Source organism: Pseudanabaena mucicola FACHB-723, from assembly GCF_014696385.1.
GTDB lineage: Bacteria > Cyanobacteriota > Cyanobacteriia > Pseudanabaenales > Pseudanabaenaceae > Pseudanabaena.
The window spans coordinates 1-14,206 of record NZ_JACJQB010000024.1; the positions used below are offsets into that span (position 1 = coordinate 1).

The 14,206-nt window shown below is 44.3% G+C and carries 14 protein-coding genes; 7 read left to right on the forward strand and 7 right to left on the reverse strand.

The annotated features are described in order from the left end of the window. The 6 genes from H6F41_RS12000 to H6F41_RS12025 form a co-directional block, all read left to right on the forward strand. Nucleotides 1-446, forward strand: a 446-nt coding sequence (locus H6F41_RS12000) for an IS630 family transposase (protein WP_190401942.1), incomplete at its 5' end; no start/stop codon positions are given. A 109-nt stretch (nucleotides 447-555) separates the two neighbouring features. Then, on the forward strand, nucleotides 556-855 hold the full coding sequence (locus H6F41_RS12005) for a hypothetical protein (RefSeq protein WP_190403716.1): 300 nt from the start codon (nucleotides 556-558) through the stop codon (nucleotides 853-855). A gap of 169 nt (nucleotides 856-1,024) precedes the next feature. Further along, entirely contained in the window at nucleotides 1,025-3,130 is a 2,106-nt protein-coding gene (locus H6F41_RS12010) for a D-alanyl-lipoteichoic acid biosynthesis protein DltD (protein WP_190403717.1), read from the forward strand. A gap of 192 nt (nucleotides 3,131-3,322) precedes the next feature. Further along, nucleotides 3,323-5,335: a GspE/PulE family protein gene (locus tag H6F41_RS12015; RefSeq protein WP_190403718.1), complete on the forward strand. Its 2,013-nt coding sequence runs from the start codon at nucleotides 3,323-3,325 to the stop codon at nucleotides 5,333-5,335. Between the two features lie 125 nt (nucleotides 5,336-5,460). Further along, nucleotides 5,461-6,615 carry a type IV pilus twitching motility protein PilT gene (locus H6F41_RS12020; RefSeq protein WP_190403766.1) on the forward strand — a complete coding sequence of 385 codons (1,155 nt, stop codon included), beginning with the start codon at nucleotides 5,461-5,463 and terminating at the stop codon, nucleotides 6,613-6,615. Nucleotides 6,616-6,677: 62 nt separating this feature from the next. Next, nucleotides 6,678-7,892 (forward strand): type II secretion system F family protein, encoded by a 1,215-nt coding sequence (locus H6F41_RS12025; RefSeq protein ID WP_190403719.1) that lies wholly within the window; start codon nucleotides 6,678-6,680, stop codon nucleotides 7,890-7,892. A gap of 51 nt (nucleotides 7,893-7,943) precedes the next feature. Here the strand turns inward: H6F41_RS12025 and miaA are convergent, their stop codons facing one another. The 5 genes from miaA to H6F41_RS12050 are packed head-to-tail and all read right to left on the reverse strand — an operon-like array spanning nucleotide 7,944 to nucleotide 10,937. Then, nucleotides 7,944-8,840: a tRNA (adenosine(37)-N6)-dimethylallyltransferase MiaA gene (gene miaA / locus H6F41_RS12030; protein WP_190403720.1), complete on the reverse strand. Its 897-nt coding sequence runs from the start codon at nucleotides 8,838-8,840 to the stop codon at nucleotides 7,944-7,946. Between the two features lie 3 nt (nucleotides 8,841-8,843). Then, entirely contained in the window at nucleotides 8,844-9,425 is a 582-nt protein-coding gene (locus tag H6F41_RS12035; RefSeq protein WP_190403721.1) for a thermonuclease family protein, read from the reverse strand. Between the two features lie 27 nt (nucleotides 9,426-9,452). Continuing rightward, complete coding sequence (locus H6F41_RS12040) at nucleotides 9,453-9,824, reverse strand: 2Fe-2S iron-sulfur cluster-binding protein (RefSeq protein ID WP_190403722.1); 372 nt, start codon at nucleotides 9,822-9,824, stop codon at nucleotides 9,453-9,455. A gap of 4 nt (nucleotides 9,825-9,828) precedes the next feature. Continuing rightward, nucleotides 9,829-10,377: a LeuD/DmdB family oxidoreductase small subunit gene (locus H6F41_RS12045; protein WP_190403723.1), complete on the reverse strand. Its 549-nt coding sequence runs from the start codon at nucleotides 10,375-10,377 to the stop codon at nucleotides 9,829-9,831. Between the two features lie 56 nt (nucleotides 10,378-10,433). Beyond that, complete coding sequence (locus H6F41_RS12050) at nucleotides 10,434-10,937, reverse strand: DNA recombination-mediator protein A (RefSeq protein WP_190403724.1); 504 nt, start codon at nucleotides 10,935-10,937, stop codon at nucleotides 10,434-10,436. Nucleotides 10,938-11,288: 351 nt separating this feature from the next. On the opposite strand from H6F41_RS12050, the gene H6F41_RS12055 reads away from it, so the two are divergent. Beyond that, a complete protein-coding gene (locus H6F41_RS12055) occupies nucleotides 11,289-12,080 on the forward strand; it encodes a hypothetical protein (protein WP_190403725.1) in 792 nt (263 codons plus the stop codon). A 48-nt stretch (nucleotides 12,081-12,128) separates the two neighbouring features. On the opposite strand, the gene H6F41_RS12060 is transcribed toward H6F41_RS12055, so the two are convergent. Next, nucleotides 12,129-12,761: a WD40 repeat domain-containing protein gene (locus tag H6F41_RS12060; protein ID WP_190403726.1), complete on the reverse strand. Its 633-nt coding sequence runs from the start codon at nucleotides 12,759-12,761 to the stop codon at nucleotides 12,129-12,131. Next, nucleotides 12,700-14,091, reverse strand: a complete 1,392-nt coding sequence (locus H6F41_RS12065) for a protein kinase domain-containing protein (RefSeq protein WP_190403727.1) — start codon at nucleotides 14,089-14,091, stop codon at nucleotides 12,700-12,702. Before H6F41_RS12065 ends, H6F41_RS12060 begins: the two co-directional genes overlap by 62 nt. Nucleotides 14,092-14,206 lie beyond the last annotated feature (115 nt).

Consider the following 14,206-nt stretch of genomic DNA (forward strand, 5'->3'; position numbering starts at 1 on the left):
TTCCCTATGCTTGGCAAGAGAAAGGGACGGGTTTAAGCTTACCCAGTCAACGCAGTAAGAGGTTAAATGTCGTGGGTTTGATGAATCGAAACAATGACTTATCTGCTTATGTTTTTGAACGCAGTATCACCAGTGCAGTCATTCTCGCTTGTATCGATGACTTTGCTCGTCAATCTACCAAGCCAACAGTGATTGTTATGGATAAAGCCTCTATTCATACCAGTCAAATGATTCAAGAGAAATTAGAGCAGTGGAAGAACCAGCAAGTTGAGATTTTCCAGTTACCCCCTTATAGTCCCCAGTTGAACTTGATTGAAATTTTGTGGCGTTTCATGAAGTATGAGTGGATTGAACTCAATGCATATGAATCTTGGGAAAGTTTAGTCTCTTATGTTGAAAAAGTTCTTCGAGACTTTGGTTCAACTTATGTAATTAATTTTGCTTAGCTACTTATAAGGTAATTGCTATTGACCAAAGAACAGAAAAAATTGGAACAGGCTGGATTAATAGCACAGCTCTTTTAGAACAACAACTAAAATTGCACAAGTGATGTACATGCTGCATAATTTAGCCAATGAGCTAGAAGATGTATTGGTGGAGAATTCGCAAAGGATTGTGGAAAATTTCTTCCAGAATTTGATTGAGTCCATCAAGAAGACAGAATATTATTGCGAACTCTATCGCCTACTGGGGAATGATGGTGGCATTGAAGCACGTTTAGAAAAGCTTGCCATCACGGCAACTGATACGTTAGTCAATGAAGCCAGAAGGCACTGGACAGCTAAATCGCGATCGACGTATTTTCGTCTTTTTTGTCGTCATGTAATGGGCGTTTCAGCACCTAACCCCGATTAACTGACCAATAACTTAAAGTCATTGCCCCGCATCTGCACTCACCACGTAGCTGTATTTAGCCTAGCGATATTTTTGGGCAATGCAAGAAAAAACATTTTTTTGCATTGTTTTGAGGCGGCTGTGCTAACCTTGTAGCAAATTTTTATCCTGCTAACTGCCTCAAACCCGAATGGAAACAACATCTTTAGATGCAAATCCAATTACCACAAACCCTAAACATAATTCAAAAGAGGAATCTAACTTCAATCTAGAAGAGATCCATCGTCTGAATAATGTCATCAACAATGCAAATATTAATGTAAATATTCCTATTCCCAATGTGGTTAGTAAATTTGAATTTGGGCAGGACGGAGCAACTACCACTTTCGCAGAAGGTCTAGCAGGACTAAAACTTTCCCATAGTAAGCAAAAAGGCGACTGTTTATATCTCTATAGCAAAGACCGTGAGGTAAATGCAGCGACCACAATTTTAGAAGCGATCGCCCCCAATACTCAGGATTTAGAGAGTTCCATCCTATACTCAGAAGGTATTCATCGACTGAAGTTGCATGGCAATGATTGGGCGCTAGGACTAGACTTACCAATTACGCAGTCAGCAATTGTGGCAACCGAAATTATTGCCGCCATCCTGACCACCTTTCGCCAAGAATCACAGCTAGTTCCTAAACTCGCACAAACCAAACTCAAGCTGTTACTCCAAAATAATTGCTTGAATTTACTCTGTGAAACTCCCGTCGCAATTTTGCAAGCGGAGATCGCGTTGCCAATGCTCAATACCTTACGAACGCTGCGAGCTGCGGAATATTTTCAATCGGTCACAGTTTCTAGCCGCGTTATTGGGGAGAAAAAGCCGAGTTGGTCATTTGAAATTGATCTGTTAGCGATTGGGCAACCAGAACCAACTCTTGAGAGCGAACTCGACATTGATGAGAAAGCTAGTGAACTTGAACCTCAAGCAAAGGAAACAGTAAGTTACTCGTTTCAAGACTCTCTAGAATCGAAGTCTCAGTTATTCGCAATCTTGAAAGATATTTTCTATTTGCGTTGGCTCGGGCAGACCACACCAACCATGATTTCCTTACCCGCTTGTCTAGCAAGTTTGGCTCTAGGTATTGGAGTAACGGTTGCCATTGATCGCACTCTCAACAGTTATAGACAGGTCGAACAACCTAATAAGTTGATCCTTGCTGACTCCAAAATTGATTTATCTGTCAATCAGGGGACAGAGGTTAAAGATGGAAAAGTCATCAATAAACCAACTCCTAACTTCAATATTGCTTTACTTAATGAGAAGCTATCCATTCTAGATTGGCAAACTAACAATAAAAAACAACCGCCCGATGTATTGATTGTCGGTAGTTCTAGAGCGTTGCGTGGCATCGAGCCGCAAACATTAGAAACCGCACTCAATCAAAAAGGTTATCAAAACATTAGTGTCTTTAACTTTGGCATTGATGGCGCAACTGCCAAAGTAGTGAATGTGCAACTTACCGAGATTCTATCTCGCCCTCAGTTACCCAAAATGATTATTTGGGCAGATGGTCTGCGAGCCTTTAACAGTAGTCGCAATGATATTACCTACGATGAAATCACAACTTCGGTGGGTTATAAACAATTGCAGGAAAGTCTCAAAAACAACAATCAGCCCATACCCACCAAGGCGATCGCAACTGAGTCCCCCTCCACCGATCTGATTACGCAATCTTTTTCATCACTATTGACAAGCCTATCGCATCGACAGGAAGTACGCACAGCCTTAGTCAAGAAGTTCGATCGCAACACACAGATGCTCAGCAATAGCGAAGCTTTAGTTGCGGCAACAATGCCAAGCACCGTAACTGCCCTTGACATCAAAGGGTTTGTAGCCTTTGATGTCACCTTTGATCCCAATACTTATTTTCAAAAATTTCCACAAGTACCAGGAGATTATGATCTCGACTATCGCAACTTTGAAGCCAGTGGCAATCAGTTCGATGCCTTTAGCAATGTCATTGAGTTTTGTCGTCGTAATAATATTACGCTTTTGGTTGTGAATATGCCCCTACATAGAAGCTATCTCGATAGCATTCGGACTAACTATGAGGCAATTTTTAATAGCAAGATGAAGGAACTTGCTCTAAGAGAAGGATTTACCTATTTAGATCTTTCCCAAACTATTCAAAATCAAGCAGAACTATTTTCCGATCCCAGTCACCTCAATCAAAAAGGTGCGGTTGCGATCGCAAAATTAATTGCCCAGAATCCCAAAATTCCTTGGCAAAAACTAAGTAAGTAGGAACTTGAAGCCACCCAAAGGCTGCAACTCAAATTTTTGATTTATTTTGTAAAAAATTTGTAAAAACTATGAAACACTTGTGCTATTTTTGCCCAATATCGCTGTACAAACAGCTATGATCTGCTTACATTGCTTTGCGATCGCAAAGCTCTCATCGGAATCGGGTAAAGAACTCTTAGGAACACTTGGGCTATGAATACATCAGATCAAGCGCCAACCACTGCATCTAGCAGAAATAGAACCAAAGCACTGGCAAAACGGGGAGGTCGCACCCCCTTTGAAAGCAAATTAATTCAAGCAGGACATGCCACCTCAGACCAGTTTGATCGTGCCGTCAAAGATAGTCAGGAACAAAACATACCCTTTCTCAATGTCCTAGAGCAAATCTTGGGGCAGCACCTCGCTCCCGACATTACCCGCTATTACAAACGCCAACAACTTTTCGAGCTAAGAGTTTTATACGGCATTGAACCAATTGATCCTGATGTAGAAGTTGATAAATTTGACATTCCCACCCTCAGTGCCGTCCTCGATTCCAACATCATTCCCATCTCCACCTGCCGAGAGTTAGAGGTATTGCCCCTCTTCAAGACGGAAAACAGTATCACCGTAGCCATTGTTTCTCCAGACAGCTACAAAGTTCAAGACGAACTTGCTCGTCTACTCAAGAATGTCACGTTAGTAAGACGGGTAATTGCCCGTGAAGACTTTCATCGCATCTTCGACAGCATTATCCAATTTCAAATCGATAAAAGCTCAAAAGCAGAAGGAGCAATTAGCGATGAAGATCTCCAAGTTAAAGATGATGTATTTGGTGAAGATATTGCTGACGGAGACCAAGGGGATGAACTCATGGTTGGCGGCGAAAACTCCGCCCCAATCATTAGCTTAGTTGACAAAATTCTCGTCAGAGCGCTGAAAGAGGGATGCTCAGATATTCACATCGAACCACAGGAAAAAGACCTCTGCATCCGTTTACGCAAAGATGGGGTACTCCGAGAATATTTCTTCCTAAGTGAGAATAAGCGTTTACCCAAAAACATCATTAATGCGGTAATCTCGCGCTTTAAGATTATTTCTAACCTGAATATTGCCGAAAAACGAGTTCCCCAAGACGGTAAACTCAAGCGAAACTTCCAAGGTCGCCGCGTAGACTTTCGGGTTAACACCTGTCCTACCCAAAACGGCGAAAAGATCTGCTTACGGATTCTCGACAACTCTAATACGCAACTCGGCTTAAACAAACTGATCAGCGATCCTGAAAGCTTGGAGCTAATGCAGAGCTTTGCCAAACGTCCCTACGGATTAATTTTGGTAACGGGACCAACGGGTTCAGGTAAAACTACAACCCTATACTCTACCCTCGCTGAATGTAATGATCCCGGCATTAATATCAGTACCGCCGAAGATCCCGTTGAATATAACCTCCCCGGATTGACTCAATGCCAAGTGCTGCGCGAAAAGGGGATGACCTTTGCGAGTATTCTTCGCGCTTTCTTACGCCAAGATCCTGACGTAATCTTAGTTGGGGAAACGCGAGATGCCGAAACTGCCAAAACTGCGATCGAGGCGGCTCTCACAGGTCACTTAGTGCTGACCACCCTCCACACTAACGATGCACCTAGCAGCATTGCCCGTCTTGAAGAAATGGGTGTAGAACCATTCATGGCAAGCACCTCAATTATCGGCGTACTCGCCCAGCGTTTACTCCGTCGTGTTTGCGACAACTGCCGCATTCCCTACAATCCCAATCAAGACGAACTCGATCGCTTTGGTTTACCGAGCAGCGATCTGCAAAAAACCTTCTACCGTGCCAATATCGTCAATCGCGAAGCAATGCTCCCCGGACAACGAGTTTGTCCTAAATGTAATGGCTCTGGATACAAGGGACGTGCAGGGGTCTACGAAATCATGAAGATGACGGAGCGCTTGCAAAGTGCCATTAATAAAGGCGCAACCACCGAGGTAATCAAAGAGATTGCGGTACAGGAAGGGATGAAAACGCTTATGGCTTATGCCTTTGACCTAGTTCGCGAAGGTGCAACGACCCTCGACGAGGTACTGCGAGTTGTCTACACCGATAAAGGTCGAGAAGCCGAAGAACGCGCCCGCCGTGGCAAGGGCTTGGAATGTGACAACTGCGATGCGATGCTAACCCCCGAAACAGTGGAATGTCCGTACTGTACTACCCCTCGAAGTTTCTAGACCCAGAAATTTCTAGACTTTCAGGATCATTTTGTAAAACTATCTTGATTAGGTAGTTTTATGGGCTAGATAGGGAAACATTCATTTATTTAAGATTAGTTTTAGGAGAATCAATCGCTATGGTAATGGACTACATCATTGAAGACCTAATGGAAGAGGTCGTAGAGCGTAAAGGTTCTGACCTCCATATTTCCGCAGGGCTACCCCCTTACATTCGCGTCAACGGTCATCTGACACGCACCGATCGCGATCCTCTGACACCAGAGGAATGTCAGCGCTTGATTTTTGCCATGCTTAATAACAACCAACGCAAGACCCTAGAGCAAACGTGGGAATTGGACTGCTCCTATGGTGTCAAGGGCTTAGCCAGATTTCGGGTCAATGTTTACAAGGATCGCGGAACCTATGCCGCTTGCTTACGCGCATTATCTTCTAAGATTCCTGACATGGACGATCTCAACTTACCGCCAATTGTGCGTGAGCTGAGCGAAAAGCCTCGTGGACTGGTATTGGTGACCGGGCCTACAGGTTCAGGCAAAACCACGACCTTGGCAGCAATGATCCAGACGATCAATAAAACCCGTGCTGAGCATATTCTCACCGTGGAAGACCCGATCGAGTTTGTCTATGAATCGGTAAAGAGCGTCATCCACCAACGCCAAGTTGGGGAGGATACCAAAACCTTTGCTAATGCTCTTAGAGCAGCTCTAAGAGAAGACCCTGATGTTATTCTCGTGGGTGAAATGCGAGATCTAGAAACGATTCAGTTAGCGGTATCCGCCGCCGAGACAGGTCACCTTGTGTTCGGCACATTGCACACTAGTTCGGCATCCCAAACCGTTGACAGAATTGTTGATGTATTTCCACCAGAGCAACAGGGACAAATTCGGGTACAACTGTCAAATTCACTAGTGGCAGTATTAAGTCAAACCTTAGTCCAACGACATAATCCACAACCAGGACAATTTGGTCGGGTGATGGCGCAGGAAATTATGATCGTTACTCCTGCGATCGCAAACTTGATTCGCGAAGGTAAAACCGCCCAGATGTATGGCTTTATCCAAACAGGTGGCAAAGAGTCGATGCAAACCCTTGAGTCAATTTTGGCAAAGCTATATTTAGACGGAGACATTACCTTTGAAGCGGCGATGTCCAAGACCTCTCGCCCTGAAGAGTTACTACGTGTAGTTGGTCCAAATCCTGCCCCTGTGATGAAACGCAAGAATGCTGCCGACATGCGATCGCCAGATATGATCAAATCGCGATCAATCAGCGGCTAACCCTTGTCTTACATCTGTTGCGACCAATTTCTAAACATAGCTCCGATTAAAGAGGTGTAAAAATGGCAAAGTTTAAAGGAAATTTAAAAGACATCAAGGGTAATGCCGTTCAGCAAGTCATGGTGGCTGAGTCGGTCAAAGAAGCTCGCGATACTTGGCGACAAAAGGGCTTTGTGGTGCAGGATATCAAGGAGGTAAAAAGCGGCTTTGACATGTCGCAATTCTCTTTATCACTGCAAAAAGTCACGGTCAAGGACTTAGCACTATTCTCGCGTCAGTTGGCAACCCTTGTTAATGCAGGTGTGTCGATGGTGCGCGGATTAGGAGTCATGGTCGATCAATGTGCCAATCCGAAGCTAAAAATAGCGCTGACTGAGGTACTTGATGATGTCCAACAGGGGACTAACTTTTCTGATGCGCTGCGTAAGCACCCAAAAGTATTTGACAAGTTGTACTGTGCGATGGTGCAAGCTGGAGAAACGGGTGGTGTGCTTGATGATGTTCTTTCCCGTTTAGCAACTCTTCTAGAAGATTCGGCAAGATTGAATAACCAGATTAAATCAGCGATGACCTATCCGATTGTGGTTAGCTCGATCGCAGTTTTGATCTTCTTGGCGATGTGTATTTTCATCATTCCTGTATTCGATGGCGTATTTAAGAGCTTAGGTGGTGAATTGCCAGCATTTACCCAGATATTGGTCAATATCAGTAACTTTCTCAAGAGTCCATCGGTACTGATTATTCCTATCTCCATCTTTGCGATCGCATTTATTTACAACCGCGTTTATGCAACTCCTGCTGGCAAATTGTATCTTGACGGTGTGTTCTTGAAGTTGCCTTTGTTTGGTGATTTGGTGGTCAAAACTGCCGTAGCCAGATTTGCGCGTACCTTTGGTTCCCTCTCCAAGGCAGGTGTACCGATCCTGAGTTCCTTAGAAATTACGGCAGAAACCGCAGGAAATCTAGTGATTTCTAATGCGATCGACTCTGCGCGTGAGGCGGTCAAAGAGGGTGGCCAAATCGCACCTGCAATGGAAAAGACGCAAGTATTCCCTGTCATGGCTTTGCAAATGGTCAGTATCGGTGAAGAAACTGGTGAAATCGACAAGATGTTGATGAAGGTAGCGGATTTTTATGAGAATGAAGTTGAAGAGGCTGTAAAAGCACTGACAAGTTTAATGGAACCATTGATGATCGTTGTTCTAGGCGGCATGGTCGGTTCGATTATTGTTGGGATGTACTTACCGATCTTCTCGATTATGGACAAGATTAAGTAATCATAAATCTTTCTAAAAGAGAGGGCGCTAAGCGCCCTCTCTTTTTTTTTGCTAAAGAAAGTTAAGTGATTGCTCCCAACTGCTGCCTGTAGATAACCAATGAATTGGCAAATTGCCATTACCAGATCCACGAAACCATGTGCGCTGACGTTTGGCAAACTGACAGGTATGTGTCACAGTCAGCGCTTTAGCTGTTTCCAAATCAATTTTATTTGCCAAATAATCAGACATTTCGCCATAGCCCAAGGTCTTTAATAGCGGCAAATCAGCACCATAACGCCTTTGTAAATCAAGAATTTCATCAAGCCAACCATGAGCCACCATTTGTTCGGTGCGATCGCAAACTAATTGTCGATAAACATCCAGATTTTCACAATCCAAACCAATCTGCACAATTGGATAACTCGGTGGTTGCTCGTACTGCTGTGCTGACAGGGGTTGCCCCGTCACATAAAACACCTCTAGCGATCGCAATGTTCTAATTTGATCATTAGCATGAATTTTGCTAGCGCCCACAGGATCAATCTGCTGCAAAACCTGATAGCAATAGTTTTGTCCTAATTGCTCAAATTGCGATCGCAATTCAGGCTGCGGCGCAACTCTAGGAATTTTTAGCCCTGCGGTAATTGCCTTAATATACAAACCTGAACCACCGACTAAAATCGGTGTAACTCCCTCAGCATGAAACTTCGCTATTAAGGTTTGCGCCTGATCTTGATAATCCGCCAAGGTTAAAGTCTGATCAGGATCAATAATATCAATCAAATAATGGGGAATACCTTGTCTTTCGGCAACAGTTGGCTTTGCCGTCCCAATATCCAAATACCGATAAACTTGACGGGAATCAGCGCTGAGAATCGGGGAATTAAGATGTTTTGCGAGGGCAATCGCGAGGCTAGTCTTACCTGTCGCCGTTGCCCCGACAATCACAATTAAACCTGCGGTCATGGGCTAATTACCTAACTGGCGGCGAAAGTCTCTCGGACTGAGGCGTAATGGATTTTGGGTATCCCAAATTCCCAATTCTTGCAGTCTTGCCTTGGCTTGAGCGCGACTGATGCGTGCATTGTATTTGACATTTGGTTCATAGGGATCGGCAATCGCCAAACCCTGTTCTACTAAATGTTGATTGACCAAAAGATTATCTTTCCAAATGTAAGCCAGTAAGCGATCGGAGTTATCTTTGGGAGTGACATCAAATTCTAAAATCACCTTATTTTCTTTCAGCAGATCCGATAAATACTGACGCGATCGATCGCCCCAAGGTGATTGTTCTTTCAGTGGCGCACTAATTCCCAACAGGCGCACACGCTGCACAGTCATCGTCGGATTACTAATGAGCGAAGCTTCCACCGTTTGTCCACTCACAACTCGATTGACTAGCCAAATTTCGCCATTGATTTGTGGTTTGGGCTGTGCAATTGCGATCGCAAAATTTGCGATCGCTAAAAACACTAACAAAATACCCACCAAAACCAACAAACGCGGTGACGAATGGGCAGTTGACGCTTTTTTCCCTGTTTTCAAGTTCATAGCGCTTGGCGCTGGCAATAATCGCGACTAATCATGATCGATGGGAATATTGAACTGAAACCAATGGCGCTTACGCTTGGCAAAAAAGTCGCCAAACTGTAACCGATAGACTTCATCCTCATCTTGGGTTTCTAGATCGAGGTCTGACTGCGCGTAACTTGAACAAATCAGCGCGTATCCCTCATCCTGTAAGTTTTTGGATAAACCAATCACCTCATGCTGATCAATTTTTCCTGATTTAACACGCATGGCGCAAGCGGTACAAGCACCATTCAAACAGGAAAAGGGGAGTTCAATACCCTGTAATTCGAGGGATTCAAGGATGTAACGATCACCCTCAATATCAGCTTCATAGACTTGATCGTTTTGGCGATCGCGAATGCGAACATGGTAAGACATAGCTTTATACGCGAGTAGGAATCATGCCTGTTTGACGAGCATAATCAAACAAACCACCAGCATCAATCACAGGACGCACATCACCAAGGGATTGCAAGGCAAAAGTCAAACCAGTGATTTCATTGATAATGCAATCACTATCAAAATCAATAGTCGCTTCTTCGCCAGTTTTGAAATGATCGACTAAACGCTCAACCGATTCCCAAGGATATAACTCACCTGTGGCGGTGCAGTTACGGAAAAAGATTCTGGCGTAGGACTGAGCGACAACTGCTTCAAGTCCAGCCGCACCAAGGGCAATCGGCGCATGTTCACGGGAAGAACCGCAACCAAAGTTTTCTCCAGCAATGATGATCGAATAAATAGTCTTGCTTTCTCCATCAGCAATAAATCGATCATAGCGATCGGGAAGCCCAATCAGCGCATAACTACCAAGCTTTTCGTATTCTTCGGGCTTAGATGGCACAAGGGTCAAATATTCCGCAGGAATAATTTGGTCAGTATCGATGTTGTCATCTAACACGAACACTTTTCCTTTAATCGTCTTACTCATGATTTATTTTTGATTTATCCTTAAAATCTAATTTAACTGAAGTGTAATTTTATGTTTTAGTCAAAATAAAACAGCGTAACTACCTTACGTTGTTCTTCGGCATCACGACAGGTTTGCAGCAAGGTCTGACTATCATGAAAAGCAAAACAAATTAGCTGCTGACATTTAGAAATGATTTCTTGGTTGCATCGACTACTTGCTTCAGCCAGCGAAAGCGTGTCATTTTCTTCATGCTCAATCAAGTGGATCACATTTTCTAATTGATCACGAGATTCATAGGGCTGACGGGCAAGGCTTTGCGGCAAAATCACGGTCAATAGATTAGGGTCAGCCCTCAATGCTCCCCGAATAGCAGCAAAGTTTGTCCCTGTTGCCCCAGAGGTAATAATACTATTGCCAGAAAGAGCCAAGGCATAGCTGAGCAGTTCGATCAGCAGTTGGTGGGTCAATGGCACATGGCGCGAACCTAAAAACGCAATTCGCTTTGAACCTTGCTGCTGGATCGTCGCAAGCTCCTGCAAAAAGTCGTCTAGCTTGGGTAGATTAATTGACTGAGTCAAACAAATCCCTCTCGTTTACTACTTACTGAACGAATATCTACACAATATCACTTAACCCTAGCGAAGCAAACTACCAAAGCTAAGCCTGAGTCTTGATTTGAAAGAATTTTATTTTCTTGTTCCCCCAGAATTGGGGGCTAGGGGGCGATTAATTGTTGACTTAGCTAGGTTTTATGACTTGCGTGACATGTATTTTTAGAGGGTGCTGGGGGAACCTACAGCCTAAGACAAACGTATAACTTTGTGTATAACCTTTGTATAACCGATCACTATGGTCAAATCTTAGATTTTCATCCATAGTGTATTTAGATAAATACAAAGCTCTTCTAGTCTACGTAGAGGCTTCACGATATGAAATTTTCTCTCAGTTCTTCATTAAGTTTTCTCGGTACTGCTGCGATCGCCACAACCGTTGCCACTGCCGCAGTCGTCTCTGCCCCTGTAGCTGTAAATGCTGCAACCTTCACTTTTGGAAATATATTTAAAAAGACTACTCCTCCTACTCCTGCTGACGACCAAAACGGTATCACTGATGGCATTGCTACTCAGTTTACGTTTGAAGTTCTTGCTGACACTGGAACAACCTCAAAGTGGATATTTCACAACAACGGTCTTACTACATCTCACATTGCTCAAATCTATATAGACTGGACTAGTGCTTTGGGCGTTAGTCAACTGAATGCTCCAGGAACAACCCCACAAACAGTAGAAGTTTCGGGACCTCCATCAAAACCCAAAACTACTATTGTTGATAATGTTCTCTTTAAAATTGGATCTGGGAATCTCCCTCAAGCAAATGGCAATACTAACTTTGTCGCAGACCGAGCGCTTGATGCTGATAAACCAGGTAGTGACAAACAAGGTATTGACGTTGGCGAATCTCTTGCCGTAATTTTCAGTGGTGGAAGTGCTGCTGCCATTGAAGAAGCACTTAACAAAGGAGAGCTTCGAGTTGGCATCCATGTACAAGGCATTAAAATTGGCAGAAACGATTATAGTGATTCTTACATCAATTTGCCTAATAAACCAACTAAACCCGTACCCGTACCCGGCTTCTTGCTTGGTGTAATGGCAGCAGGTGCATTGGGTGGTACTCGTCTTCTCAAGAACAAGAAGAAAGATACTCAAACCACAACTGTTTAATTAACTTCAACAGAAAAGAAGCCCCTTGCAGAGCAAGGGGCTTCTTTTTTATTTGGGTTGCCAGACCTTGACCGATCGATCAGCACTACCACTAACTAAAGTTGCATCCTTGGGACTAAAGCTGAGAGATAACACAGGCGCTTGGTGATCACTGAGTATTTGAGTAGCTTCACCAGTCTTCGCATCCCAAATACGAATCGTTTGATCAGCACCACCAGAGGCGATCGCAGTGCCATCACGATTAAAATCAACCGCCAACACGCCACCCGTATGTCCCGTCAACGTTAAGACCAGCTTACCCGTACTTACATCCCAGATTTTGACGGTTTGGTCTTGACTGCCACTAGCCAGCAATTTTCCATTAGGGCTAAATGCGATCGCATTTACAGGCGCAGTATGTCCCGCTATATTCAGCACTTGCTTACCCGTATTCACATCCCAGAACTTAATATTTTTATCAAAACTAGCACTGGCAAAACGTTTGCCATCGGGCTGAAACGCCACTGCCAATACCTTGTCTTTATGTCCCCGAAAAGTCTGCACCAGTGTCGCTTTGCGCCAATCCCATAACTTGATCGTTTGGTCAGCACTGGCACTGATTAAATTATTGCCATTGGGACTATAGGCAAGCCCATAGACCTGTCCCCTCATGTCCTGTAATATTGCGAACTGGTTGCCCACTGCGGAAATTCCAGAGCTTAATCGATTTATCCACCGAACCCGTTGCGAAGGTATTGCCATTGGGATGAACTGCGATCGCATTAATGCCTGAAATCGAGCCAAGGTGGTTAGACAAAGTACCAAAGGATTGATTGTTGCTAATATTCCACAATCGCAAAGTGCGATCATAGCTACCACTGGCAAAGCTAAACCCATTCGGGAAAAAGGCGACAGCACGTACCCAGCCCGTATGCCCTGTGAGGGTGAGGCGACGCTCATAGGTGGGAATGATGGGTGGAGTGGCGACTGCCGTGGGCGTAGCTCTATTCCAGTTAGGCAAAGCAAGTTTAGGTAGGTACTCCGAAAAATTGACCACGCCCCAACCTATGCCTGCCACACAGACCAAGGCGATCGCCCAACGATTTACCCTTTGATCTAAACCATTTATGGGTATGCTTGGCATCATGTCGAAGCTGGGCATCGAGAATTCGGATGCACCCGCAAGTCTATCTAAATCATTAATTACCGCTTGGGCAGATTGATAGCGATCTTGGGGATAATGCTTGACCATGCGATTGAGCAATGCCGCCAAATCTGGACTAATTGCCGCGCCCATTTGCCAATTGAGCAAATTGAGGTCTTCGCGACGCACAATTTGACTAGGATGCAAGCCCGTGAGTAACTGAATTGCTGTTAATCCGAGGGCATAGATGTCACAACTGGGGGTGAGATGTCCGAGGGACTGCTCGAAGGGCATATAGCTCGGTGTACCCAAAACTATGCCATTTTGAGCGGATGGGGCATAAATACCCTTGAGAACGGCAAAGTTAGTCAGCACAAAATGATGCTGGTCAGATTGATCTCGCTGATTACCTTTACGATGAATCAAATTGCGCGGACAGATATCGCCATGCACCATATTTGCCCCATGGGCAGTACGAAGACTGTTCAATAGTTGGCGCAAAAATTGAATTACTTCCGCTTCGCTATACAGCTTGCCTGCGGTCAGCTCATCACTGAGACGAGTTCCATTAATCGCTTCTTCAACGATATAAAATTCCTCCGCCTGTTCAAAATAGGTTGTAATTTTAGGAAAATCAATACTGCGATCGCTAAGTTGTTGCAATTTAGGAACCTGTTGCCGAAATAGAGATCGCGCCCAATCAAGTTGCAGATTAGTTTTATTGATTAAGCAAAAACTTTTGGCAATCCACCGCGGCATTTCGGCGGCGATTGTATCTTCCACAAGGTATGTCTGTCCGTAAACGTCTTCGGCAACTGTCTGCACCACTCGAAAGCGTCCGCCGAGGAGATTGCCAAACGCTTTGCCCATTGTTGGTGATGTTGCCATGAAAACCTTACTCCAACCACAACTTAAACACAATTATAGCGTTTCGCAGTCTCGTGAAGTATGGGGACACAACCCTCTAGACCTCGCTTGCCGCAAAACAGCTATGGAATGTAGC